General features: G+C 71.2%; 21 protein-coding genes. 9 read left to right on the top strand and 12 right to left on the bottom strand.

Annotation, left to right across the window (positions count from 1 at the left end):
- Positions 1 to 35 precede the first annotated feature (35 nt).
- Positions 36 to 1,073: an NAD-dependent epimerase/dehydratase family protein gene (locus AABA78_RS34625; RefSeq protein WP_338269753.1), complete on the bottom strand. Its 1,038-nt coding sequence runs from the start codon at positions 1,071 to 1,073 to the stop codon at positions 36 to 38.
- A 96-nt stretch (positions 1,074 to 1,169) separates the two neighbouring features.
- Here AABA78_RS34625 and AABA78_RS34620 point away from each other — a divergent pair, with 96 nt between their 5' ends.
- Both AABA78_RS34620 and AABA78_RS34615 read left to right on the top strand, forming a co-directional pair.
- Positions 1,170 to 1,580, top strand: a complete 411-nt coding sequence (locus AABA78_RS34620) for a winged helix-turn-helix transcriptional regulator (RefSeq protein ID WP_338269752.1) — start codon at positions 1,170 to 1,172, stop codon at positions 1,578 to 1,580.
- Between the two features lie 242 nt (positions 1,581 to 1,822).
- Positions 1,823 to 2,254, top strand: coding sequence for a cupin domain-containing protein (locus AABA78_RS34615; RefSeq protein WP_171413059.1), 432 nt, complete (start codon positions 1,823 to 1,825; stop codon positions 2,252 to 2,254).
- Between the two features lie 73 nt (positions 2,255 to 2,327).
- Here AABA78_RS34615 and AABA78_RS34610 read toward each other — a convergent pair whose 3' ends face one another.
- From AABA78_RS34610 to speD, 7 genes are read right to left on the bottom strand one after another with little or no spacing between them, the layout of a single operon-like run.
- Positions 2,328 to 3,617, bottom strand: a complete 1,290-nt coding sequence (locus tag AABA78_RS34610; RefSeq protein ID WP_338269751.1) for a threonine aldolase family protein — start codon at positions 3,615 to 3,617, stop codon at positions 2,328 to 2,330.
- A gap of 26 nt (positions 3,618 to 3,643) precedes the next feature.
- Positions 3,644 to 5,278, bottom strand: a complete 1,635-nt coding sequence (locus AABA78_RS34605; protein WP_338269750.1) for an FAD-dependent oxidoreductase — start codon at positions 5,276 to 5,278, stop codon at positions 3,644 to 3,646.
- Positions 5,269 to 6,765, bottom strand: coding sequence for a polyamine aminopropyltransferase (locus tag AABA78_RS34600; protein WP_338269749.1), 1,497 nt, complete (start codon positions 6,763 to 6,765; stop codon positions 5,269 to 5,271). The genes AABA78_RS34605 and AABA78_RS34600 overlap by 10 nt, the downstream gene beginning before the upstream one ends.
- Positions 6,766 to 6,778: 13 nt before the next feature.
- Complete coding sequence (locus AABA78_RS34595) at positions 6,779 to 7,006, bottom strand: DUF350 domain-containing protein (RefSeq protein WP_120525199.1); 228 nt, start codon at positions 7,004 to 7,006, stop codon at positions 6,779 to 6,781.
- The gene (locus AABA78_RS34590; RefSeq protein ID WP_171413055.1) at positions 7,006 to 7,167 is read right to left on the bottom strand and encodes a hypothetical protein; all 162 of its coding nucleotides are present in this window, start codon (positions 7,165 to 7,167) and stop codon (positions 7,006 to 7,008) included. Before AABA78_RS34590 ends, AABA78_RS34595 begins: the two co-directional genes overlap by 1 nt.
- Before the next feature lie 16 nt (positions 7,168 to 7,183).
- Positions 7,184 to 9,100, bottom strand: a complete 1,917-nt coding sequence (locus tag AABA78_RS34585; RefSeq protein ID WP_338269748.1) for a DUF4178 domain-containing protein — start codon at positions 9,098 to 9,100, stop codon at positions 7,184 to 7,186.
- A complete protein-coding gene (gene speD / locus AABA78_RS34580) occupies positions 9,097 to 9,447 on the bottom strand; it encodes an adenosylmethionine decarboxylase (RefSeq protein ID WP_171413053.1) in 351 nt (116 codons plus the stop codon). Before speD ends, AABA78_RS34585 begins: the two co-directional genes overlap by 4 nt.
- A 74-nt stretch (positions 9,448 to 9,521) precedes the next feature.
- Here speD and AABA78_RS34575 point away from each other — a divergent pair, with 74 nt between their 5' ends.
- Genes AABA78_RS34575 through AABA78_RS34565 form a run of 3 tightly spaced genes read left to right on the top strand, consistent with a single transcriptional unit; the run spans position 9,522 to position 11,389 of the window.
- On the top strand, positions 9,522 to 10,220 hold the full coding sequence (locus AABA78_RS34575; RefSeq protein WP_253894975.1) for a peptidylprolyl isomerase: 699 nt from the start codon (positions 9,522 to 9,524) through the stop codon (positions 10,218 to 10,220).
- Complete coding sequence (locus AABA78_RS34570) at positions 10,217 to 10,951, top strand: alpha/beta hydrolase (RefSeq protein ID WP_338269747.1); 735 nt, start codon at positions 10,217 to 10,219, stop codon at positions 10,949 to 10,951. Before AABA78_RS34575 ends, AABA78_RS34570 begins: the two co-directional genes overlap by 4 nt.
- A 21-nt stretch (positions 10,952 to 10,972) precedes the next feature.
- Entirely contained in the window at positions 10,973 to 11,389 is a 417-nt protein-coding gene (locus AABA78_RS34565) for a secondary thiamine-phosphate synthase enzyme YjbQ (RefSeq protein WP_171413051.1), read from the top strand.
- On the opposite strand, the gene AABA78_RS34560 is transcribed toward AABA78_RS34565, so the two are convergent.
- From AABA78_RS34560 to AABA78_RS34545, 4 genes are all read right to left on the bottom strand, one after another.
- A complete protein-coding gene (locus tag AABA78_RS34560; RefSeq protein ID WP_338269746.1) occupies positions 11,386 to 13,167 on the bottom strand; it encodes a L,D-transpeptidase family protein in 1,782 nt (593 codons plus the stop codon). The two genes, AABA78_RS34565 and AABA78_RS34560, sit on opposite strands and share 4 nt — an antisense overlap.
- Before the next feature lie 231 nt (positions 13,168 to 13,398).
- Positions 13,399 to 14,760, bottom strand: coding sequence for a sigma-54-dependent transcriptional regulator (locus AABA78_RS34555; RefSeq protein WP_338269745.1), 1,362 nt, complete (start codon positions 14,758 to 14,760; stop codon positions 13,399 to 13,401).
- Positions 14,757 to 16,184, bottom strand: coding sequence for a sensor histidine kinase (locus AABA78_RS34550; RefSeq protein WP_171413074.1), 1,428 nt, complete (start codon positions 16,182 to 16,184; stop codon positions 14,757 to 14,759). Before AABA78_RS34550 ends, AABA78_RS34555 begins: the two co-directional genes overlap by 4 nt.
- Positions 16,185 to 16,259: 75 nt before the next feature.
- A complete protein-coding gene (locus AABA78_RS34545) occupies positions 16,260 to 16,694 on the bottom strand; it encodes a hypothetical protein (protein WP_338269744.1) in 435 nt (144 codons plus the stop codon).
- A gap of 364 nt (positions 16,695 to 17,058) precedes the next feature.
- On the opposite strand from AABA78_RS34545, the gene AABA78_RS34540 reads away from it, so the two are divergent.
- From AABA78_RS34540 to AABA78_RS34525, 4 genes are all read left to right on the top strand, one after another.
- Positions 17,059 to 17,325 carry a hypothetical protein gene (locus AABA78_RS34540; protein ID WP_338269743.1) on the top strand — a complete coding sequence of 89 codons (267 nt, stop codon included), beginning with the start codon at positions 17,059 to 17,061 and terminating at the stop codon, positions 17,323 to 17,325.
- A gap of 255 nt (positions 17,326 to 17,580) precedes the next feature.
- Positions 17,581 to 18,165 carry a GAF domain-containing protein gene (locus AABA78_RS34535; protein WP_338269742.1) on the top strand — a complete coding sequence of 195 codons (585 nt, stop codon included), beginning with the start codon at positions 17,581 to 17,583 and terminating at the stop codon, positions 18,163 to 18,165.
- Positions 18,166 to 18,283: 118 nt separating this feature from the next.
- Positions 18,284 to 20,158 carry a serine/threonine-protein kinase gene (locus AABA78_RS34530; RefSeq protein ID WP_338269741.1) on the top strand — a complete coding sequence of 625 codons (1,875 nt, stop codon included), beginning with the start codon at positions 18,284 to 18,286 and terminating at the stop codon, positions 20,156 to 20,158.
- A gap of 85 nt (positions 20,159 to 20,243) precedes the next feature.
- Positions 20,244 to 24,020: a DUF3858 domain-containing protein gene (locus AABA78_RS34525; protein ID WP_338269740.1), complete on the top strand. Its 3,777-nt coding sequence runs from the start codon at positions 20,244 to 20,246 to the stop codon at positions 24,018 to 24,020.
- The last annotated feature ends 29 nt before the right edge of the window (positions 24,021 to 24,049 follow it).

Here is a 24,049-nt window from a genome sequence, read left to right as displayed (position 1 = left end):
TATCAGCCCTCCCGCGACACGCGTCCCCCATGCCCTCACACCAGCCCTTCGCGCACCAGCCCCTCCGCGCTGGCGAGCACCGCCTCCGCCGAGGGGCGTGCACGCCAGCCAAGCAGCCGCTCCGCCTTGGCGGTGCTGAACTCGCGCCGCACGCCCAGGTTGCTCACGAGCTGGCGGAGCTCCGGGTCGAACAGCGCGCCGAAGCGCACCAGGAAGTCCGGCGCCATCCGCGTGGACACCTTCGCGGCGCGTGCGCCCAGGTGCTCCCGCAGCAGCCGGGCGATGTCGGAAAGCCACAGGAAGTCGCTCGTCGCCGCGAAACGCTCCCCCGCGGCCCCGGGCGCCGTCATGGCCTTCAAGTGCAGGTCCACCAGGTCGCGCACATCCACGATCGTGAAGCCCAGCCTCGGCAGACGGGACATCTGCCCGCGCAGCATCCGCGCCAACAACTCCAGCGACCCGGAGACGTCCTTGCCCATCACCGGCCCCTGGATGACGGAAGGCAGCACCGTGCTCAGCGTCATCGCGCCTCCCGCCTGTTTCACGAAGGCCCACGCGTCCTGTTCCGCCAGCGTCTTGGATTGCGTGTAGTGGTTCACGCCCTTCGCCGTGAGGTCCGTCCACACGGTCTCATCCGTGGGCGGGGCCCCGTCGCCAGGGTGCCCGGACGGAAGCGCGGCCATCAGCGTCGACGTCATCACCACCCGCTTCACGCCCGCCTTCGCGCCCGCCCTCAACACCCGCAGCGTGCCCTCGCGCGCGGGGCGGAGGAGGTCCTGGTCCTTGAACTCGCCCACCCCCATGGGGGACGCGGTGTGCAGGATGAAGTCCGCCCCTTCCGCCGCCCGCGCCCAGCCCTCGTCCGCCAGCAGGTTCGCGGCGAAGACGGAGAGCCGGTCTCCCGGGTCCACCTGCCGGCCGAGGTCCGCCCGGAGCGCCCCCTCCCTCGCCAGGCTTCGCACCGTGGTCCGGACCCGGTAGCCCTGCTTCAACAGGGCCACCACCGTCCAACCTCCCAGGTAGCCGGAGCCTCCGGTCACCAGCACCACTTCGTCCTTCAAGGCCTCGCGCATGGTCCAACCCACCTCGTCCTGCTCCTCGGGGAGTAGGTTTCAAAAGGAGAGTGGGTATATGTTGGTAACTTCGGCGCACTTCAAGAAGGCACCTTCATGAAACTCGGTAACCTCGACCTCCCCTCGGAGGTCTGCCGCTCCGTCGGCGACGTGCTGGGCCGCGTCGGCGACAAGTGGTCGGTGCTGGTCATCGTGATGCTGGCGGACCACCCGCTGCGTTTCAGCGAGCTGCGCCGGTCCATCGGCACCGTGTCGCAGAAGATGCTCACGGCCACGCTGCGCGGACTGGAGCGCGACGGCTATCTCACCCGCACCGTCACGCCCAGCATCCCACCGCGCGTGGACTACGCGCTCACGGAGATGGGCCGCGACGTACTGGTGCCCCTCAACGCGTTGGCCCAATGGGCGCTCGCGCGCCGTGAGCAGGTGGAGGCCGCGCGCCGCGCCTATGACGCGAAGGCGGAGGATGCCGCGTCCCCGGATGAGGCGGCGGGTGGATCCGCCTAGCCTCCGCGAGTGACGCCCTGCCCTGCGGTTTCCACGGGGGTCCGCGAGCACCGTGGCGTTCCGCCTGATCAGAAAATGCGACCGGCAGCGGCGCGCGGACAGCCGCCGTGGAATCTTCCTGAAACAAAGGCATGCGTCAAAGACAACAACCTGACACGTGTGACTAACTTGCAAGGATATTCGTATTGAGCGTTATCATGGGTAACGACACACAGACGCAGGGCCCAAGCGAGGAGGCTGTCATGTCCGGAACGGCGATGATGAATGGCCTGGTGCACACCGCGGACCTCGAGTGGAAGCCGCTCGGTCCCGGAACCTCCTACCGCCTGCTGCGCGTGAGCGCGGAGACGGGCGTGTGGAGCGCCATCCTGAAGATGGAGAAGGGCGCCGTCTTCGCGCCGCACAAGCACCTGGCGGCGGCGGAGATCTTCATCCTCTCCGGCTCGACGCAGGACCGCTACGGCACCACCCGCCCGGGCGACTACGAGTTCGAGCCGGTGGGCGCCGAGCACCCCGCCACCACCGCGCTGGAGGAGTCGCTCGTCCACTTCACCGCGCACGGCCCCATCGCGTTCCACGACGACAAGGGCCGCATCGCGATGCTGCTGGACTCGGAGTTCTTCCTGAAGGAGCAGCAGCAGGAGCCGCAGTACAGCATCAAGAAGGCGGCCTGACGGACCGCGTTGCTGTGTTTCACCCGTCGGGTGTCTGACATTGACACCCGACGTCAGGGCCGGCGGCCTCGCTTCAGGCCGCCTCCAGCAGGCGCAGGAAGGCCCGGGCGGCGTCGGCGTCGCTGATGCCCTGGAGCCCCTCGCTCACCTGCAGCTCCGTGGACACGACGCCGGGCACGCGCGTCTGTCCGAAGCCCCCCGCCACCCAGACGCGGTCCTCGCGCGCGATGCGGTCGCGCTGGCGGTTGTAGGCCTGGGGTGAGCCGCGCAGGAACACGTGGAACATGTTCGTCTGCACCGGCTGCGGCAACACGGTGACGCGCGAGTCCGCCGCCAGGAGCGCGGTGAGCGCCTTCGCGCGCTTCACGTAGCCGGGGATGGCGGCCAGCGCCGCGTCGAAGCGCATGGCGGCGGAGGCCACCAGCGGGGCCAGGTGGTACAGGTTGCCGCCGTGCCGGTGGCGCCACACGCGTGACTCCTTGATGAAGTCGCGGCTGCCCACCAGCATGGCGCCGCCGATGCCGCCCACCATCTTGTAGAAGGACACGTAGACGGAGTCGAAGCCCTTGCAGAGCTCCGCGTAGGAGCGGCCGTAGAAGGGCTGGCTCTCCCACAGCCGCGCGCCGTCCATGTGCAGCTTCACCTTCTGGTCACGGCAGGTGCGCTTGAGCTCCTGGAGCTGCTCCCATGTCTGGAGCTGCCCGCCCAGCCAGCGCACTGGCAGCTCCACGCTGACGCTTCCCAGCACGTCGCGGGAGTTGGCCACGTCCTCCGCCAGCAGCGGCCGCGTCCACGGGCCCAGGTACACGGCGCGCAGCTGGTGCAGCACGGAGTACGCGTCGTCCTCGTGCAGCACGTGGTGCGACGACGGGTGCACGCCCACGGTGCGCACGTTGCTTGCGTCCGCGTAGATGCGCAGCGCGACGAGCTGCGCCATGGTGCCCGTGGGCATGAAGCACGCGTCCTCGAAGCCCAGCAGGTCCGCGATCTTCTTCTCGAAGGCCTGCACGAAGTCGCCGTTGCCGTAGACGTCGCTGGACAGCTTCTGGCGCTGCATCCACTCGCCGATGCGCGCGTACTCCGCGCCGTCGTCGGACGTGGAGCGCACCGGCAGGGACGCGGTGCAGCCCTGCCGCAGCTGTTCGTACTCCGCCTGCGAGCCCGCCGCCGTCGGGCCTGTCTTGGGGGTCGCGACGCCCGCGTCCGACGCGGGGACTCCGGCGAGCCCCGGCGACTTCACGGTGCGAAGGGAGGGCGTGCCCCCGTCCGGGGCCGCGTCTCCCCGCTTCGGGAACAGCGTGGTGCCCGCGAGCAGGCTGGTGAGTGCGAGGAACTCCGCCCGGCTGAAGCGACTGTCCTTCATGTGCCCTTCCCTCCCGCTTCCGGTGGCTACAACCAACTGGCGCTCGTGAGCCCCATTCCCGCCAGGGCCCGCTCCGCGGCCTGCACGCCGAACCAGTTGGCCTCCTCGAAGAGGGCCATGCCGCCCAGGTCCGTGTGCGCGAAGTGCAGGTGCCGTCCCAGGCTCTGTTGCGCGGCGCGGCGCGCGTCTCCCCAGAGGAAGCCCGGCTGGGGCCGCACCATGGCGTGGCCCCAGCGCTGCACCTCCAGCCGCTGCGCGAGCGCGCCCACCCCGGGGTGCGCCGGCAGCAGGTCCGCCATCACCAGCGCCTCCCAGTCCGCATACGTCGCGGAGAGGGCCTGATTGCGCTCCGCCTTCACGTCCGCGCCGGCCATGGGCAGGTACCAGGTGAGCACCGTGGGCCCGCGCGCGTCCTGGCGCAGCGACTGGTGCGTGGCCACCACGTAGCCCAGGCTCCGGCTCTCGTAGAAGACGTTGTCCCAGGCCAGCGGGAAGCCCCGCGACGCCGGCGGCGCGGACACCGTCAGGTTCGCCACCACCCACGGGCTGTAGACAAAGGCATCCATCCACGCGGGCCGCGCCTCGCGCCAGGGGGCCACCACGTGCGCGGCGACGAAGCGCGGGCACGCCAGCACCACCTGCCGGGCCTGGAAGGCCCGGGGCGCTCCGGTGCGCGCGTCCAGGGCGTGCACCCGGCAGCCGTCCTCGCCCGGCTCCACCGTGTGCACCAGCACCTGCGTCTCCAACTGGCGAGGGCCCAGCGACGACGCCAGCTGCTTCACCAGCCGGCCGTTGCCCTCGGGCCAGGACAGGAAGCCGTCACTGCGCTCGCCCTTCCCGTTCTGCCGCGCGGCGAAGTACCAGATGCCCGCCCAGGCGGAGACGTGCTCGGAGGTGGCGCCGTAGTCGTCGCGGCACGCGTAGTCCACGAACCACTTGAGGCGGGGCGAGCGGAAGCCCTCCGCCTCCATCCATTGCGCCATGCTCAGCGCGTCCAACGCGGTCCACTCCGCGTCGTCGCTGGAGAGCGCCCCCGGCACCGCGAACGCCTTGCGCCCCTTCGCGTCGCGCGCGGCGGCGAAGGCGTTCATCCGCGCATCGAAGCGCTCCAGCTCCGCCAGGTCCTCGGCGCTCGCGCCCGCGCGCAGGTACAGCCCCTCGTACCAGTGGCCCTTGTAGAAGACGCGCTCGTCGGGCTCCTGGATGAGCAGCTCCTCCGCGAACGACGGGTGCCCTTCCGCGTCCACGCCGGTGACGGCGTCCATCTCCCGCAGCAGGCGCATCACCGGCCCGCGGTCCTCCAGGGGCGACGGCAGGTAGTGCGCGCCCCATGGGAACGCGGACACGCCGTTGCGGCCCGAGCGCGACGTGCCCCCGGCCTCCGCCTCCAGCTCCACCACGCGCACGTCCTTCACGCCCGCGGCGCAGAGGCGCCACGCGGCGGACAGCCCGGCCGCGCCCGCGCCGACAATCAGCACGTCCACCGGCTCGAAGGACTGCGCGCGCGGCAGCGGTCCACCGCGCAGCTTGTGGCCGGTGTCCACCGCCCGGTCCACGATGGCGCCGGGCACCGGCGCGCGAGGAGCCTGGTGCCGCGTACAGGCGCTCGCCACGGAGGCGCCCAGGAACGCGGCCACCAGCTCGCGCCGCGTCAGTTCCACCGGCGCCACTCCTCTTCGTAGTAGTGCACCAGCACCTGGTTGTTCAGCCGGTTCACCTCCGCCGGCAGCGGCGCCATGTCCGGCGAGAAGTGCGTGAGCCCCTCCAGCGTGTCCTCGTCCAGGAACGCCAGCCCCTCCGGCAGCGCGCGGTGGCGGCCGGCGGGCTCCTGCGCCACCAGCACGTAGCCCCACTCTCCGAAGGACGGCACCAGCGCGTGGTACGGCTGCGTCCAGAAGCCCGCGGCCTTGAGCGTGGTCTCCACGCACCAGAACGAGCGCCGCGCGAACAGGGGGCTCGTGCTCTGGATGACCGCCACCCCGCCCGGCGCCAGGCGCTTCTTCAGGATTTTGTAGAAGCCCGTCGTGTACAGCTTCCCCAGCGCGAAGTTGTTGGGGTCCGGGAAGTCGACAATCACCACGTCCCAGGTGTTGGCGCCCTCCGCCAGGAACTGCATGGCGTCCGTGTTGATGACGCGCATCTTCGGGTGCGTCAGGGAGTGGTGGTTGAGCGCCGCCAGCTCCTTGTAGCCCGTGGCGAGCCCGGTGATGGCGGGGTCCAGGTCCACCAGCGTGATGGACTTCACCTCCGGATACTTCAGCACCTCGCGCGCGGCGAGCCCGTCCCCGCCGCCAAGAATCAGCACGTGCTCCACCTTCTGCGCGCGCACCATGGCCGGGTGCACCAGGGACTCGTGGTAGCGGTACTCGTCGATGCTGGCGAACTGGAGGTTGCCGTTGAGGAACAGCGAGAAGCCCCGCTTGCCGCGCGTGACGATGATGCGCTGGTAGGGGGAGCTCGTGGCGTGGACGACCTCGTCCGCGTAGAGCTGGTCCTCGTAGAACGTGGTGAGCCGGTCCCCCAGCGCGAAGCACACCAGCAGCCCCGCGCACAGCACCACCGCCTTGACGCGCAGGCGCACGGGGTTGGCCAGCACGGGCGCGAGCAGCCACGTGCTCCACAGCCCCACGCCCGCGTTGAGCAGGCCGAAGAGGAGCGACGTGCGCACCAGGCCCAGCTTCGGCACCAGCAAGAGCGGGAAGGCCACGCTGGCGGCGAGCGCGCCCAGGTAGTCGAACGTCAGCACCTGGCTGACCAGGTCCTTGAACTTGAGCTGGTCCTGCAGGATGCGCAGCAGGAGGGGGATCTCCAGCCCCACCAGCGTGCCAATGGCCAGCACGCTGCCGTACAGGACGACGGGGAACACACTGGTGAGCGTGAAGGTGAGGAACAACATCGGCGCGCACAGCCCGCCGACGAGCGCCACGGCCAGCTCCACCTCCACGAAGCGCTGGGCCACCCCGCGCTCCACGAAGCGCGACAGGTAGCTGCCAATGCCCATGGCGAAGAGGTAGCCGCCGATGACGGTGGAGAACTGGGTGATGCTGTCCCCCAGCAGGTAGCTGGCGAGCGTCCCGACGATGAGCTCGTAGATGAGCCCGCACGTCGCGATGACGAGGACGGTGAGGAAGAGCAGCGTCTTGTTCAAAGCGTCACGTCGTTCAGCCGCTGATGGCCGCCGCGATGATGATGGCCAGGCCCAGGATGAAGGAGCCGATGACGATGCCCAGCGAGACGTTCTGGTCGACCTCGATCTCCTTGTGCACGTCGTACGGCAGGATGAGGCGGATGACGTAGAAGCCGGCCACGAACACCACCAGGCCGATGAGCGAATAGATGACGCTCGCCAGCACTCCCTGCAGGGTGACCACCACTCCGAGCAACAGCATCACTTGCCTCCCATGAATCCACCGGTCCACAAGAGCACGCCGCCGGGACCGCGCTTCACGTCTCCGGTCACCCGTCCGCGCTCCTCGTCACTGAACGGGGCCCAGCCCGTATAGGTGGCCCACGCGTACGCCACGAGCACCAGTCCGCCCAGGTACCTCATCGTCCACCTCCCGTGCCTACAGGTTGCTTTCCTTCCAGCGCTCGGTCTCGAAGCTGTTGGCGCCGAAGAACGACAGCGCCGGAATCACCAGCAGCAGCACCAGCGCGATGACGAACCAGCTCTCGTTGGGCGTGTCGTGCGTGAGCACGACCTGGTAGCTGACGACGGGCCCCAGCTGCGGGCCCGTGAGCTTCAGGTTCGGGTCGAACGACGTGGTCGTCCGCAGCACGTACTTGCCCTTGGGCACCGACGACAGGAACACGCTGCCGTTCTGGCCGCCCTCGCTCCAGGAGCCGTCGCTGTCGCGCCCGTGGTAGTAGCTGACCTCTTCGTAGAAGCTCACCACGTCCTGCGTGTCCTGGTTCACCAGGTCGCCCTGCACGCCCACCCACGCGTTGTCGAGCGCCTGCGACATGGTGACCTGCGCCCGCACGTTGCCGTCCCGCGAAAGCTCGAAGGGCTGGCTGAAGTGCATGGCGGTGGGCGTCCCGGACGCCGCGTCCCGGGGCAGCGTCACCTGCATGTCCAGCACCCGCGCGTTGAGCGCGCGCGCGTGGAGCACGGCCGACAGCGCGAACAGCCCCAGGAGCCACACCGCTGACCAGAGCAGCGTCTTCATCATCGCCGCGCGGCGCGTGTTGGGCTGGCTGGGCGCGATGCCTCGGGGCCTGGGCAGCGGCTCCTTCAGCTTGAACGCGTCACGCACCTGCTCTGGCGTGAGGTACTCGCCATGCGTGTACGTGACCTCGTTGTCGGTGGCGTCCTCGTTCACGGAGTACGGCGGCGCGACGTACTCCGTGGCGCGTGCCTGCTCACCCTGGAAGACCTTCCAGTAGAACTCGCCCACCACCGCGTCGGTGACGGCGGTGACGGACTGGAAGGCCTTGTAGCGGCGGCCCTCGTAGTGCGCGGACACCTGCGGCACGACGCTCGCGTCACCGGCCGCCATGGGCTTCAAGAACACCCAGTGGCCGTTGGACTCCATCAGCCAGGTGAAGCCGCGCGCCGGGTGGTAGAGCAGGTACTCCATCCACGGATAGCGCGTGCCCTCCACCACGCACGAGCGCTCCTGGTAGCCGATGCAGATCCACTCCGCGCCGTCGAGCGTGCCCTTCTGCCCCAGCGCGAGGGCCGCCGGCAGCTCCGGCTTCTGGAGCAGCTTGAGGAAGGACAGCTTGCCTTGCGCCGCGCTCATCAGCGCGCCGCAGTAGGGGCACGCCACGCGCAGCGTCTGGTCCGGCGCGCGCAGCTCCAGCGGGCCGTTGCAGTTCGTGCAGCGCGCCTGCTGCAGCTGCGCCTTGCGCACGCGCGGGCGCAGCTCCCCCGCGGGGATGCCCAGCTGCGTGAGCTCCAGCTTCTGCCCCAGGAACACTTCCGGGTCGCGGTCGCGCGTGCCGAAGTCCAGCGTGACGAACAGGCCGCGCGGGCCGGTGGCGTCCACGTAGTAGCTGTCCGCCTCCGGATCCACGTCGCTGGGGAGCTGCCCTTCCGCGGCGACGACGCGCCCGTGGCCGCGCTCCTCCACCACCAGCGGCCGGTTGCGCAGGCGCAGGCGGTCACCAGGATGGAGGCCGTCCAGTTGGAGGCCCTCCTCCACGCCCGCGTCGGAGAGCAGGTGGAAGGCGCCCTCGGACTCGCTGAGCCAGCCGGTGCGGCCGTCGGACATCTCCACGTACCACTCGTCCCAGGGGCCGGCGCCATGGTCCTTCTGGAGGTGTCCGACAATCTGATACGCGGTGCCGTTGACGCGGCCCTCCAGGCCCAGGCGCAGCGGCGAGTCGGTCTCCACGATGCGGGCCACGCGGCCGTGGGCCTCCAGCTCCGCGCCCACGCGCGCCACCACCGTCTGGCAGTGACCGCAGACCACCACCTGCGCGGAGCCGACGGAGAACTCCACGCTCGCGCCACACGACGGACACGCCCCCTGCGTCACGCCTCCACCCCTCTCGACAGCTCGCGCACGCGGCAGGACGTGGCGCCCAGGTGCTTCGCCGCCAGCGCGTCGAAGTCCGGACGCGCGCGGGTGCGGCAGCAATAGACGTTGAGCGCGGCGAAGCCGTGCTCCGGGAAGGTGTGGAGGGTCAGGTGGCTTTCGGCCAGGAGCGCCAGGCCGGTGACGCCGCCGGGCTCCGGGAAGACGTGCCACTGCGGCTGGCCCACGACCTTCAGGTCCATCAGCACCACCAGCTCCTCGAAGAGTGCCGCCAGCGCGGCCGCGTCCTTGAGCCGCTCGGGCGCGCAGCCGCTCGCGTCAACCAGCCATTCCTGTCCGGTTGTCACAGGGAAAACCTCCGGGGGTGCAGCCCTCTTTAACACGCTGGAGCCCGGTCGAAAGCCGCTAGGATGCGCGCCCCATGCGCACCCGATTCCTGACCGCTGGACTCCTCTGCCTCACCCTGACCGCGTGCTCCAAGGACAAGGAGCAGCCGCCGGCCGCGAAGCCCTCCAACTCCCAGGCGGCCCCCCGCACGGTGAGCCTGCAGACGGACGTGGCCTCCGCGACGGGCTTCCAGAAGAAGGCCCTGGAGGGCCAGGACCTCTGGGCCACGATGGAGACGAACCAGGGAACCATCGTGCTCAAGCTCTTCTCCAAGGACGCCCCCAAGACGGTGGCGAACTTCGTGGGCCTGGCGTCCGGCGAGCAGCCGTGGATCAACCCCCGGACCGGTGAGCGCGTGGAGGGCAAGCCGCTCTACGACGGCGTCATCTTCCACCGCGTCATCCCCGACTTCATGATTCAAGGCGGCGACCCCACGGGCACCGGCCGGGGCGACCCGGGCTACCGCTTCGGCGACGAGTTCAAGAGCAACCGGGACTTCGACAAGAAGGGCCTCCTGGCCATGGCCAACGCGGGCCCGGGCACCAACGGCAGCCAGTTCTTCATCACCACGTCCACGCCGCAGTTCCTCAAGGGGCGGCACACCATCTTCGGTGAGGTGGTGAAGGGCTACGACGTGGTGGAGAAGATCGCCAACGCGCCGCGCAACTCGCAGGACAAGCCGGACACGGACATGGTCATCCAGCACGTCACCATCAGCGACGCGCAGCCGTGAGCCTCCGCCCGCGCCACGTGCGCACGAAGCTGGGAGAGCTGAGCTGCCACGTGGTGGACGCGCTCCCCGAGGGCGCGACGCCGGAGCTGGTGGTGGTGTTGAGCCACGGCCTGGGAGCGCCGGGCACGGACCTGGTGGCGCTGGCGCCGGAGCTGATGACAGCCGCGCCAAGGCTGGCCCACGCCGCGCGCTTCGTGTTCCCGGAGGGCCTGCTGTCCATGGAGCACCTGGGCATGGGTGGCGGGCGCATGTGGTTCGAGATCCCCATGGCCATCCTGATGGGCCAGGGGCGCGACTGGGCGCAGTACTCCCAGGCCGTGCCGCCGGGGATGCCCGCCGCGCGCCGGGCGCTGATGAGCGTGGTGGCGGCGCTCCAGGTGCCCCTGAATCGCGTCGTGCTGGGAGGCTTCAGCCAGGGCGCGATGATGTCCACGGACGTGGCGCTGCGGCTGGAGGAGTGTCCGGCCGGGCTGTGCCTGTTGTCCGGGGCCATGGTGGCCGGCAAGGAGTGGGAGCCCAAAGCCCAGGCCCGTTCGTCCCTGCCGGTGTTCCAGGGCCATGGCCGGCAGGATCCGGTGTTGCCCTTCCAGGAAGGCGAGCGCCTGCGCGACATGTTGAAGGGCGCGGGGATGCCGGTGGAGTTCCTACCTTTCGACGGTGGGCACACCCTCACCACCGAGGAGTTGGAGCAGCTGGCGGCGTTCCTCGTGAAGCGGCTGGACGGGCGCTGACCCGCGGGACGGAGGCGAAGGGTGTATCAGGCGAAGGAGCTGACGGTGTCCACGCGGGGCCGGGGCCTGGTGGACATCACCGGTGAGGTGCAGAAGGCGGTGAAGGGCACGGGCATCCGTGAAGGCCTGTGCACGCTGTTCCTGCACCACACCAGCGCGTCGCTGATCATCAGCGAGAACGCGGACCCCGTCGTCCAGCGCGACCTGGAGGCGTTCTTCTCCCGGCTGGTGAAGGACGGCGACCCGCTGTTCCAGCACGACGCGGAGGGACCGGACGACATGCCCGCGCACGTGCGCACGGTGCTGACGCAGGTGTCCCTGAGCGTGCCCGTGAAGGACGGAGCGGCGGACCTGGGCACGTGGCAGGGCGTCTACGTCTGGGAGCACCGCACGTCACCGCACCGCCGCCGCGTCACGGTGTCCGTGCTGGGCGGCTAGAGGTCGCGCACGGTGGCGACGACGGCCGTGCTCTTGCGGCGCTTCTTCGGCGCCTCATGGGCCTGGCCTCGGATGCGCACCCAGGTGCCCGGATCCTCCGGCGTCGCGTGCGCCATGGACCAGCCGGTGGGCACCTCCGGCGTGGTCCAGCCGTAGAGGGCTCGCGCGTCCTTCGGGGCCAGGTTGATGCAGCCGTGGCTCACGGGTTCGCCGAAGCGGTCGTGCCAGTAGGCGGTGTGCAGGGCGAAGTCGCCCTCGAAGAACATGGTCCACGGCACGGTGGCCACGCGGTAGCTGGCGCTGCCCATGGTGCCCGTCATGTCCGCCTCCGCGAACTTCACCCAGATGCGGAAGAGGCCTTCGGGCGTGTCGGTGCCGGGTTTGCCGGAGGAGATGAGCGTGGCGTAGACGGGACGGTCGCCCTCGTAGGCGATGAGCGTCTGGGCCTCCAGGTCCACGTCCAGCCAGCGCGCGCCAGGCTCCACGATGGACGGCGACGCCAGCGACCACGCGACGTGCAGGTCGTCGCGCGCCACCCAGTGGTCCTCCGCGATGCGGACCCACTGGCCGTCGGGGGACAGCTCGCGCACGGAGACGAGCGTGCGCGGGGGGAGCACGGTCTCGCGTTCGGCGCGTGCGTCGGGGGCCTTGCGCACCACCACGTCGGTGCGGGGCGCGGCGCGGGACTGGGCCCAGGCGAAGGGCATGGGCAGGGACGCGAGCGCCTCCGCGTCCAGGCCGCTGAAGTCGGAGGGGCGGTGTTCGCGCAGCACGCGCGCTTCGAAGTACTGGCCGTCGGAGGTGCGCCAGAAGGTGCGCCGGCCGACCTTCACCTGGCCCAGGAGCTTCACGGTGACGGAGCCCTTGAGCAGCACGCCCTGCCGCCTCTTCCGGGCGAGCGCGAGGCTCGGGTAGGCGCGCACGCGGCGGCCGACGACGCGCGCGTAGATGCCGGGCGTGAGCGCGCCCTCCTCCAGGCGGGGCAGCGGACGGACGCGGGGCTCGCGGAAGTTCTGTTCCAGGTAGCGCTCGCAGACCCAGCCACGGGGCTCGATCTCCACCCACGTCTCGCAGTCCGGGCCGCGCATCGCGCCCTTCCACCGCACGCGCATGTCCTGGGCCACGGTGCCCAGGGACGGTGAGTCCTGCCGGGGCTCCGAGCGCACCGCGATGGAGCGGCGTACTCGCAGCGAGCCCGCGTCCGGGGCGTAGGGAATGGCGTAGGGCTCCATGCCCGCGTCGGCGTCCATGAGCGGTGCTTCGGCGACGACGTCCTCGTCACCGTCGGTGCCCGTGATGGGCGCTGTCGCGGGGTCTTGGGAGTCGGATCCCACGACAGGGGGCTCCACCGTGGAGCCTGGCGCATTCGGGTCGGAGCCCACGGCGACAACAGCGCTCCCGCCGTCCGTCGCCTGCGCGATGGCGTCATCCGATGCGGAGTCCTCCGCGTCGATCAACGGCTCACCGTCCGGTCCCAGTTCCAGCAGGGGGACCTCGGACTCGGTGATGACCTGCGGCTCCTCTTCGCCGGGCAGGGCTTCGGTGTCCGCGCCGACGGAGGCGGATTGCGACAGCGAAGGCTCCAGCGACAGCGAGAGCGCACTGCCCGCATCCTCCAAGTTCTCCACCGCGCCCAGCAGGGCCGGCGCGGTGGCATGCGTGACGCCGCCGTCATCGAAGGACTCGGGCGCGGTGGCCTGCCATGCGGAATGGAGCGCCTGCGCGGACTCCGGCGACGGAGCAGCCTCCGCGTCGGGCACGGTGGCTTGTGCCGTCACGGTGCCCGCATCCACCGGCGCGATGGGAACGGGGGGCTCCACCGGAGCGCACGCGAAGAACAACAGGGGAAGTCCGAGGGGGAACCAGCGGCGGCGCATACGGACCGCAACGCTACGGGTCCCCGCTGACATCCTCAACGTCGGCCCAGGTGCGATCTCCTACGCGTGGGTGGGCAGTCCTTGCGCCCTGAACGGCGATTGCCACGAACGGCGGAAAGTGCCCTCCGCGGATCAGCCCCTGCCCTCCGCAGGCGGAATCCCCTCGGGCGCCTCTGGCGACTCCAGGAGCTTGTAGAGCGTCTTGCGGTCCACGCCCAGCAGGCGCGCCGCCTCGCTCTTGTTGCCGCCCACGTGCTGGAGCACGTGCGCCGCGTACCGCCGCGACAGCTCCGCGAGGCTGGGCAGGTCTCCCGCGAGCCCCGTCAGCCGCTTGGGCGCGTCACCGATGGGCTCCGGGAAGTCCGGCGGCCCCAGCACGCCCGTGACGTTCAACGCGAGCGCCCGCGCCATCACGTTCTCCAGCTGCCGCACGTTGCCCGGCCAGTCGTACACCGTGAGCCGCGCCATCGCGTCCGCCGTCACCACCGGCCGCACCCCGCCCCGCGCGTGCAGCGACGCGAAGTGCTCCACCAGCGCCGGGATGTCCTCGCGCCGCTCGCGCAGTGGCGGCAGGTGCAGGTGCACCACGTCCAGCCGGTACAGCAGGTCCTCGCGGAACGCCCCTTCCGCTACCTTCGCCTTCAGGTCCTTGTTCGTCGCCGCCAGCACCCGCACGTCCACCTTCACCGGGACGCTCTCGCCCACGCGGCGGATCTCCCCCTCCTGGAGCACGCGCAGGAGCTGCGACTGGACCTTCATCCCCACGTCGCCAATCTCGTCCAGGAACAGCGTGCCGCCGTTGGCCTCCTCGAACAGGCCGCGCCGCGCTCCGGACGCTCCCGTGAAGCTGCCCTTCGCGTGGCCGAACAGCTCGCTCTCCATCAGCGACTCGGTGATGGCGCCGCAGTCCACCGGGATGAACGGCCCCCCCGAACGCGCCGAGCGCCTGTGCAGCGCCCGCGCCACCATCTCCTTGCCCGTGCCCGTCTCACCCGTAATCAACACCGGCACGTTGCTCGTCGCCGCGCGGGCGACCTGCTTGTAGACCTCCAGCAGCGCCTGGCTGCGGCCCACCAGCGACGTGCGCTCCACCTGCTTGCGCAGCGTGCGGTTCTCCTCCACCAGCCGCTTCTGCTCCAGCGCCCGCTTCGCCACCCGCATGATGGCGTCCACGTCGAACGGCTTGGACAGGTAGTCGAAGGCGCCCAGCTGGATGCTGTCCAGCGCGCCCTCGATGTTGCCGAACGCCGTCACGACAATCACCGGCGTGTCCGGCAGGTTCGACTTCACCAGCTGGAGCACCTTCAGGCCGTCGCCCGGGTCGGGCATGGCCATGTCCGTGAGGACCAGGTCGAAGGACTGCTCGCCCATCCGCTCCGCCGCGCCCTTGGGGTCCGGCGCCTGCGTCACCGGCCCCAGCACGCCCAGGAGGCGCTGGAGCAGGTCGCGCGCATGCGGATCATCATCGACGACGAGGATTCGGGCTGAGCTCATGAGGCCTTGCGGATGGAGGGGGCGTCGCGCTGCGGGCCGGACTCCACCACAAGCGGCGCCGGAGTGCGCGCCACACGCGCGAACCGCACGCGGATCCGCGTGCCCTTCCCCTCCTCCGAGTGCACCGTGAGCGTGCCGCCGTGCGCCTCCACCACGCGCCGGGTGGTGGCCAGTCCCAGGCCGTGCCCGGGAATGCCCCGCACCTCCGCGGCCCGGAAGAACGGCTGGAACAACGACGCCTGCGTCGCCGCGCTCATCCCCAGCCCGTTGTCCGTCACCTCCACCACCGCGTCCGTGCCCTCCGTCGCCACCCGCACCTTCACGCGCGGATCCGGCCGCCCCGCCGTGTACTTCACCGCGTTGGACAAGAGATTCCGCGCCACCACCTGGAGCAGCTGCGCCGGACAGTCCACCAGCACGCCTGGCTCCAGCTCGCGCTCCAGCGACACGCCCAGCGCCGTCGCTGTCTGGCTCACCTCCAACAAGAGCGTGCTCACCGCCGTGTCCAGCTCCCCCATCGTCCCGTCGCCCCGGGTGCCCGCGCGGCAGAAGCGCAGCAGCGCTTCAATGAGCTCGCCCATGCGCACCGCGCTGGACTCGCACTGGGAGATCATCTCCAGCGCGCCCGGGTCCTTCACCGCGCCGGAGCGCCGGATGAGCGTGAGGTAGCCCTTGAGCGGGGACAGCGGCCCCATCAGGTCGTGCGCCACGCGCCGGGTGAACGCATCCAGCTCCTGGTTGTGCCGCCCCAGCTCCTCCAATTGCCCCTGGATGGTGGCGTCCTGGCGCTTGAGCAGGGAGATGATGTGCCAGCCCACCACCATGGACAGCAGGATGGCCAGGAGCGTGGTGACCGCGCCCAGGGCCGTGTTGCGCACCCGCAGCGTGCCCAGCCGTCCCACCAGCACGCGCGCGTCGGACGCGTTCTCCGTGGCCAGCTGTCCCGCCAGTTGGTCCACCTCCGCCGCCAGCGGGCGGATGCTCTCCACCAAATGGCGCCGGGCGCGCTCCGCGTCGCGCTGGCGTGAGAAGACCGCCGCCGCGCGCACCTGATCCGCCAGCCCCTGGCACGCGCCGTTGAAGCGCAGCCAGACCTCCTTCTCGCCGGGCGGCAGGTGGCGCATGTACGCCTCCGAGGACTGGCGGATGCTGCCCAGGATGTCCTCCATCACCGCGTCGGCTTCCTTGCGCTCGGCGTCGCCGCTGGAGCGCACGTGCGCCTCGATGGCGGACTCCAGCGACATCACGTCCACGCGGATGCGGCCGATGAGGCTCGCGCGCTCCAGGGCCTCCAGCACCAGCGCGTCCACCTGATGCCCGGTGCGCACCTCCGTCCAGAGCATGAAGCCGGTGACGCCCGACAGCAGCATCACCACGAAGAAGAATCCCGCGCGGTATCCACGGATGGGGGTCCGCGAGTTCATCGCCACGGGCACGCTCCTTGGGACATCAGAAGAAGAAACAGCAGAAGGCGTCCCGCGGGGACGCCCTCGTGAAACTCACGGCACCGGCCCGTTGGCCTCGGTGGAGGAGGCGCCCGGCAGGGGCGGCTGGGTGCGCCGCCGCGCGCGCTCCAGCGCGGACTCGTACCACACGTCCGACAGCTCCTCGTGCAGCGCCGCCAGCTCGCGCTGCCGCGCCAGCAGCTGCGCGTTGTGCTCCTCCAGCGCGTGGCGCTCCGCCTCCAGCCGCGCCAGTTCGTCTGTCGCGGTCGCGCGCGCCTGCTCCGCCTCCGCGCGCGCCTGCTCCGCCTCCGCGCGCTCCTGCGTCAGCTCCTCCAGCGCGGACTCCAGCGCCGCCATCCTCGCCGCCAGGGCCTCGGTGCGCTCGCGCTCGGCCTGGTACTCGCGCTGCCAGCGCTCCGTCTCCGACACCTGGGCCTGGAGGCGTTCAGGGGGAATGGTCGCGGCGCATCCCACTCCGAGCCACGCCACACTCCATGCCGCCAGCAGGTGCCGCATACGCCATCTCTCCCGACACCTGGCCGCGCGACATGCACGACGAGGACGACCGGGCTTCATGCTCCACTCCGCGGCCCGGCGCGTGGCGCTCGGGACGGGATGGACGCGGTGCAGCTTGCAGAAGAGCGTCGTTGCCGTCAAAGCAACGTGCGCCTGCCTGGGGAGCTTGCACCCATCGTTTCAATTGCAACTGAGGAGATTCTCCCCATGGCGGATCCGCTCCCACCCGGAGAACCCCGCGAAGTTGCTTGAAACCGCCCCTGGCACGGCGGGTGCTCTAGGGCTCTGGCATCAACCGATGCAATCCCGCGTCGGCGTGTCGTCCCCGGAGCCATCCATGAAGACCGTCATCGTCGCCGCCCTGTTCGCCGCCTCCGCCGCGTTTGCCAACACCCCGGCCCCCGCCGCCGCCCCCGCCGCGCAGCCGGCCCCCGCCGCCGAGGCGAAGACCGAGGCCGCCGCCCCCGAGGCGCAGGGCGAGATGAAGGGTGAGATGAAGACCGAGTCCAAGACCGAGACCAAGCACGAGGGCAAGGCCACCAAGAAGGGCACGAAGACCAAGACCGAGAAGAAGACCACCACCGAGACGAAGACCGAGGGCTGATCCCTCTCTTCACTCGCGTCCGCCCGTTTCCAAGGAACGTGCGGGACACGGTGCCCGGCAGGGGCGCTCTCTTCACGAGGGCGCCCCTGTTGTCGTTTCAGTGCCTGGGAAGCGCTTTCCCCCCTCTTCTTGGTTTTTCAGTAAAACCACCATTTGACAGGAACAGAGGAATCGCGCATAACAGGACATATGTGGATGGCGGTTCATCCACGACAGGAAGGGGCGCCCCCCTCCCCCCCTTCAAGCGAGACGGTCATGGTGGAAGCGTTCACGAAGGTGTCCGAAGCGTCGCGGTTGCTCCTGGACAAGGGCCTGTGCCCGGCCACGGGTTCGGATGCGCTGGGCATGGTGGCCCGCCCGATGAAGGTGGATCGCGCGTGCATCTTCGAGAACCGGACCACGAACCTGGCGGGCCGGTTCCTCACGGACCTGCGCCACGCGTGGGCGGAGCCGGGCGTGGTGTCCCCGCTGGCGCACCCGGTGCTGCGTGCGCTGCCCCTGCGCGACTACGCGATGGCGTGGACGGACATGCTGGAGGCGGGGATGCCGGTCAACTGCACCTCCCGCGAGGCGCCGCCGATGATGCGCGAGCTGCTGGAGCGCCAGGGCGTGCAGTCCGTCCTGCTGTGCCCCATCGTCCCGGCCAAGCAGTGGTGGGGGTTCGTGGCGTTCGAGGACTGCCACCAGGCGCGCATCTGGCGTCCGGAAGAGGTGTCCCTGCTCAAGTCGCTGGCGCGGGCCATTGGCGCGTCGGTGCGGCACGCGAACATGCGCTCCTCGCTGTCGCAGGTGCGCACCAACCTCACCAGCGTGCTGCGCCCCGTCGTCGGGGACACCTGAGCCCACCCGGGTCACGGCTGCCCGGCCACCCGGCGAGCGGGAGGGGGCCCGAGGGACTGAAGGGGAGCGGTAACGCGGCGTCCCGTTTCTGCTACCCTCGCCGCCCAGCGCCCCGCCCATGTCCTCGTTTGAGCCAACCGCCATCAGTCGTTCCCGGCCTCCTGACCTCGTCAGCGGCTACCGCCTGGAGAAGCTCGTCGGTGCCGGCGGCATGGGAGAGGTCCACAAGGCCACCCAGCTGTCGCTCGGCCGCACGGTCGCGGTGAAGCTGCTGAACCCGGAGCTGGCCAAGGACCCGTCGTTCATCGCGCGCTTCCAGAAGGAAGCCGCGGCGCTGGCGACCCTGAGCCACCCCCACGTCGTCGCCATCGTCGACAAGGGGAAGACGGACACCACCTATTACCTCGTGATGGAGTTCGTGGACGGGCCGTCCCTGCGCGAGCTCATGCGCAGCCCGTCCATGGAGACGCCGGTGCTCCTGCGCCGGATGCTCGAGATCTGCCGGGCCATCGAGTACGCGCACGGCCGGGGCGTCATCCACCGCGACCTGAAGCCGGAGAACATCCTGCTGGATCAGCAGGCCGGCGGCATCGCGAAGGTGTCCGACTTCGGGCTGGCGTCCTTCCTGGACGACGCGACGGCGGCCTCGCGCTTCGCGCTCACGTCCACGCACGTGTCCATGGGCACCATCTCGTACATGGCGCCCGAGCAGCGCGTGGACGCGAAGAGCGCGGACGCGCGGGCGGACATCTTCTCGCTGGGCGTCATCCTCTACGAGACCTTCACGGGCGAGGTGCCGCTGGGCACCTTCGATCCTCCGTCGCGCAAGCGCTCGGGGCTGGATCCGCGCGTGGACGCCATCGTGATGCGGTGCCTCAAGCCGGATCCCGACGACCGCTATCCGTCCGTCACCGCGCTCATCGCGGACCTGGAGCCGCTGGTCCCCGGCAGCCTGCTGTCCATGCCGCCCCTGCGGCTGACGCGCTGGCAGCGGGCGAAGGCGTCCATGCGCCGCGCGGCGCGCGTGACGGCGCAGACGGCCGCGAGCGTGACGGTGCTGGCCGCCGTGGGCGTGCTGGGCGTGGCGTACCACCGCAGCGGGCAGGTGCACGTGCAGCCGCCGCTGCCGGGCGCCGCCATGATGGGCGAGCTGGGTCCGGACACGCCCCGCAACGGTCCCGGCCGGGTGGAAGAGGTCACCACGGACAAGCGCCGGGTGACGATGGGAGACGGTCCGGACCTACCGCAGGTGCTGGTGGCGGGCCGGACGCTGACCTTCGAGAACAAGGCCCTCGTCTTCCCGCCCGTGGACGAAGACAAGGAGTCGCGCGTGGGCCGCGCCCGCGTGGACGTGATGGGGCTGGTGGGCGGCGTCGCCCGGCTGACCGCGCGCGTGCGCGCCGAAGCGCCGCCAGCCACGTGGCAGCGCCGCCTGAAGGAAGTGCTGAACGGCCCGCCGCCGGAGCCGGTGGCCGCGGTGGGGCTGCTGGGACGGCCGGGCCGCTACGTGATGCTCGTGAACCACGGCGCGGGCGCGCCGCTGTCCCTGGAGTGGGCGCTGGGTGAGCGCAGCGGCGCCATGCTGGGCCTGGTGTCCCCGGAGGGTGAAGCGCGGCTGGAGCTGTTCGTCACCGAGGACGGCGTGATGCAGGCCTTCGTCGGCCAGGGTAAGGATCAGCGCGCCATCGCGGAGCCGCTGAACCTGGGCCGGGACTGGCAGGCCCACTTCGGTGAGGCCCCGGCGCCGGTCGTCGGCTGCATCGAGGGCACCTGCAGCATCGAGGGGCTCACCTACACGGTGGACCGGCCCGCGTCCGTGGTGGAGGCCCCCGCCACGCCGGTGGTGGTCATCCCCCAGGCGCCGGTGCGCACGGTGGCCGCCAACACGGTGCCGGCCAAGGCGGTGGTCCAGAAGAAGCCCGCCCCGCCGCCCCCGCCCAAGCGCCAGCCGGTCAAGGCGGCCCCCGCCAAGCCCGCCCCGAAGCGACGCTAGGGGACCGGGCGGGGCCAGTCCCGGACAAGCACCGCGAGGGGAATATGGCCTCTCCGAGGGGATTGCATTATCCCTCGGCTCCCCTATGCGCACCTTCCGTCGCGGCCTGACCGCGCTCGCCCTCGTCGCCGGACTCACCGGCTGCCCCCGGCCCTCCTCCGTCGTCGCGCCCCACGTGCTCGAGTCCGCCGCCGAGCGCGCCGGTCAGGGTGACGCGGAGGCGCGCACGCTCGCGTTCGCGGGCTTCCACGCGTACCTCGTCGCGGGCGACGTGAAGCTCGCGCAGCAGCGCTTCGACGCCGCCGTGCAGAAGGACCCGGGCGACCCGTACGCCCTGGAGGGGCAGGCGCTGCTGGCCCGGCGCAACGGCCAGTCCGACCGCGCGCTCGCCGCGTCGGTGGAGCTGGTGAAGCGCGCCCCGCGCCACCCGCTGGCCGTCATCGCCGCCCGCTACATGCTGGACCGCGTGGGCACGTCGCGCGCGGAGGACGACACCCTCCTCAAGGGCGTGGACGCCGCGCTCGCCGCGGGCGCCCGGGGTGAGACCGCCTACCTGCTGCGCGCCACGCGCCTGGCGGTGGCCAGCCTCCGCGCGGACACGGCCACCCAGGCCCAGACGCTCAAGGACCTGGGCGGCGCGAGCGAGGCCACGCTGGTGGGGCCCTTCTCGCCCTTCCACGTGCTGGCCATCGACGAGCCCATCGCGCCGGAGAAGGACGGTTCGTTCGCGGGCCCCTTCACGGGCGCGTACGGCGCGCTCGCGGCGCGCACGGTGCGCTCGCCGGACGGCCGGCTGGACCTGGGCGGCGAACCCGGGCACGGGGACATGTACGCGCTGGGCATCGACGCGGAGGTGGCGCAGGCCGGCGTGTACGTGCTGCGCACGGTGAGCCAGACGTCGCACCGCGTGCTGATGGACGGCGCCCCCGTGCTGGAGCGCCGCGACTGGGCGCGCACCGCGTCCACGGTGACCGTGCGCGCGATGGAGCTGCCAGCGGGCAAGCACCGCTTCGTGGTGAAGATGTCCCGCGACAACACCCAGGGCGGGCTCACCTTCGCGCTGATGAAGGCGGACGGCAGCCCCGCCGGGGTGCGCCTCACCGCCGCCACCGGGCCCGCGCCGCGCTGGGACGCGAGCGCCCCGGGCGAGGTGGAGGCCCCGGACATGTACCCGGGCGCGGAGGACCTGGCCCAGGCGCTCCAGGGCGAGGCCGGCGAGACGCTGAGCACCTTCCTCGCGGTGCGCGACGGCCTGGCGCGCGACCCGGACGGCACCCAGCGGCTGATGGCGAAGCTGGAGGCGACGACGCCCGCGCTGCTCACCCTGCGCGCGGAGCAGGCCGCGCAGGACCGCGGCATCCCGTCCAAGGTGGCGCGCGGCCGGGCCACCCGCGACCTGGAGGCGGCGCTGGCGAAGGACCCGGGCAACGTGTCCGCGCTATTGCTCCGCGCGGACCTCTTCCTGGATGACGGCCAGCCGGCCACCGCGCTGGACACGCTGAAGACGGCGCGCGACGCGGTGAAGCCCGCGGGCTTCCCGGTGCACATCCTCATGGCCCGCGCCGCGCTGGCGCTGGACGTGGACGCGCAGGCGGAGGTCGCCCTGGCCTCGGCGCTGGAGGCCCAGCCGGGCCTGTGCGAGGCGCTGGGGTTGCAGTACTCGCTGGCGCGCCGGCGCGACGCGGTGGCCCGCACGGACGAGCTGGTGAAGGCCCAGGAGGGCTGCCCCGGCGCGGACGCCCGGCGGGTGGACCACCTGCGCACGCGCGGCGACCTGGAGGGCGCGGCCAAGGGCTACACGCAGCTGCTGGCGCAGGACCCGGACAACCTCACCACCGCCGCGGCGCTCTCCAGCATCTACCTGAGCCAGCGCCGCTACGAAGACGCGGCGAAGGTGCTCCAGACGCAGGCCAGGGTGTGGCCGCGCAACGCGGAGATCCTCAAGCGGCTGGCGGACGTGCGCGAGTACGCGGGCCAGGGCGCGGAGGCGCTGAAGCTGCGCGAGCAGGCGCTCAAGCTGGACGGCACGGACCTGTCGCTGCGCCGCGCGGTGGAGCGCGCGAAGACGGGCAAGGAGCTGCTGGCGGCGTACGCCATCGACGGCAAGGAGGCGCTGAAGGCCTACGAGGCGGCGCCTGTGACGGGCGGCAGCGCGGCGGCGTACGTGTTGGACGCGGCGGCGGTGCAGGTCTACCCGGACGGCTCGCTCGTCAACCGCATCCACACCATCCAGAAGGCGCTGGAGCAGTCGGGCGTGCAGGACATCGCGGAGGTGAACATCCCGCGCGGCGCCCAGGTGCTGGCGCTGCGCACCCTCAAGGCCGACGGCCGCGTGCTGGAGCCGGAGAACATCGAGGGCAAGGACACCATGAGCCTGCCCGGCGTGCAGGTCGGTGACTCCGTGGAGGTGGAGTACCTGCTGCCCGAAAGCGACCGCGGCCCCGCGCAGCCGGGCTTCACCGCGTCCGCGTTCTACTTCCAGATCGCCAACCAGCCGAACGCGTGGAGCACGTACACCGTCGTCGCGCCCAAGGGCAGCGGCATGAAGGTGGACGCGCACGGCATGAAGGCGCCGCCGCCGGAGGTGAAGGGCGACGTGGAGGTCTTCCACTACGACGCGCGCCGCGTGCCGCCGTTCATCCCGGAGCCGGACGCGCCGCCCTCCGGCAACGAGTACCTGCCCTTCGTGATGGTGGGCGCGGGCGAGACGGGCAACGATGGCTTGGCGCGCGTGTACGGCGACGCGTTCCAGGACCGGTGGCTGCGCACGTCCGAAGTGGAGGCGTTCGCGCGCCAGGCCACGGAGGGCAAGAAGGGCCTGGACGCGGTGAAGGCGCTGCACGCCGCGGTGATGAAGCGCTTCTCCGGCCGCGACGCGAGCCTCGCGCAGTCCGCCGCCTCCACCGTGGCGCAGGACCGCGGCAGCCGGCTCACCGTGATGAAGGCGGGCCTGGAGACGCTGGGCATCCCCTCGCGCATCGCGGCCATCCGCACCTTCAACACCGACCCCGCGCCCTACCTCTTCCCGGCGGACGCGCTCCTGCCCTACGCGGCGCTGCGCGTGGAGGTGCCGGGCGAGGCGCCGGTGTGGCTGGACACGTCCGTGCGCTACGGCCCCTTCGGCGAGCTGCCGGAGGCCGCCATGGGCGAGCGTGAGGCGTACCTGCTGCCGGAGCCCGGCAAGCCCCTGCAGAAGGTGAAGACGCCGCCGCTCAAGCCGCGCACGGGCAAGGACGTGAAGCTCACCCTGGAGCTGGGCGCCGACGGCAGCCTCAAGGGCCAGGGCGAGGAGACGTACTCCGGCTTCGAGGCCGCGCAAATCGCGGAGGCCTTCGAGCAGCTCTCCGCGGAGAGCCGCAAGCAGGCGCTCCAGGGCGCGGTGTCGCGCTACTTCGGCGGCGCGGAGCTGGCGTCCGTGAAGCTGGAGCATGAGGAGGCCGTGGGCGCGCCGTTCGTGCTGCGCTACGCGTTCACCGTGCCGCGCTTCGGGCGCATGGAGGGCGACAGCCGCATGGCGCTGGGCCCCGTCACCTTCCCCGCCCTGCTGGGCCGGCGCTACGTGCAGCTGTCCACGCGCACCACGCCGCTCTACATCGACGACACGGAGGCCAGCCGCACCAACGTCGCCCTCACCCTGCCCCAGGGCTGGAAGCTCAGCGACCCGCAGGCGGGCCTGAAGGTGGACAGCGAGTTCGGCCACTTCACCCGCACGGAGAAGCAGGAGGGGCGCACGCTCAGCATCGCGGAGTCCATCCACATGCCCCGCGCCCGCGTCACCCCGGCGGAGTACGAGAAGTTCGCCGCCTTCGCCGGTGACGTGGACCTGCTCCAGGTGCGCGAGCTGTTCCTCGTGAAGCAGTAGTCGCCGCGACGCTCCGCGCGTCACGTGAG

This window comes from Corallococcus caeni (genome assembly GCF_036245865.1).
Lineage (GTDB): Bacteria > Myxococcota > Myxococcia > Myxococcales > Myxococcaceae > Corallococcus > Corallococcus caeni.
This window is presented reverse-complemented; position numbering and strand designations above follow the sequence as displayed.

What these genes read in the sequence shown, in the direction of transcription:
- AABA78_RS34625 (WP_338269753.1), bottom strand. Translation starts at nt 1,073, where the DNA reads ATGCGCGAGGCCTTGAAGGACGAAGTGGTGCTGGTGACCGGAGGCTCC.
- AABA78_RS34620 (WP_338269752.1), top strand. Translation starts at nt 1,170, where the DNA reads ATGAAACTCGGTAACCTCGACCTCCCCTCGGAGGTCTGCCGCTCCGTC.
- AABA78_RS34615 (WP_171413059.1), top strand. Translation starts at nt 1,823, where the DNA reads ATGTCCGGAACGGCGATGATGAATGGCCTGGTGCACACCGCGGACCTC.
- AABA78_RS34610 (WP_338269751.1), bottom strand. Translation starts at nt 3,617, where the DNA reads ATGAAGGACAGTCGCTTCAGCCGGGCGGAGTTCCTCGCACTCACCAGC.
- AABA78_RS34595 (WP_120525199.1), bottom strand. Translation starts at nt 7,006, where the DNA reads ATGCTGTTGCTCGGAGTGGTGGTCACCCTGCAGGGAGTGCTGGCGAGC.
- AABA78_RS34590 (WP_171413055.1), bottom strand. Translation starts at nt 7,167, where the DNA reads ATGAGGTACCTGGGCGGACTGGTGCTCGTGGCGTACGCGTGGGCCACC.
- AABA78_RS34575 (WP_253894975.1), top strand. Translation starts at nt 9,522, where the DNA reads ATGCGCACCCGATTCCTGACCGCTGGACTCCTCTGCCTCACCCTGACC.
- AABA78_RS34555 (WP_338269745.1), bottom strand. Translation starts at nt 14,760, where the DNA reads ATGAGCTCAGCCCGAATCCTCGTCGTCGATGATGATCCGCATGCGCGC.
- AABA78_RS34550 (WP_171413074.1), bottom strand. Translation starts at nt 16,184, where the DNA reads ATGAACTCGCGGACCCCCATCCGTGGATACCGCGCGGGATTCTTCTTC.
- AABA78_RS34540 (WP_338269743.1), top strand. Translation starts at nt 17,059, where the DNA reads ATGAAGACCGTCATCGTCGCCGCCCTGTTCGCCGCCTCCGCCGCGTTT.
- AABA78_RS34535 (WP_338269742.1), top strand. Translation starts at nt 17,581, where the DNA reads ATGGTGGAAGCGTTCACGAAGGTGTCCGAAGCGTCGCGGTTGCTCCTG.
- AABA78_RS34530 (WP_338269741.1), top strand. Translation starts at nt 18,284, where the DNA reads ATGTCCTCGTTTGAGCCAACCGCCATCAGTCGTTCCCGGCCTCCTGAC.
- AABA78_RS34525 (WP_338269740.1), top strand. Translation starts at nt 20,244, where the DNA reads ATGCGCACCTTCCGTCGCGGCCTGACCGCGCTCGCCCTCGTCGCCGGA.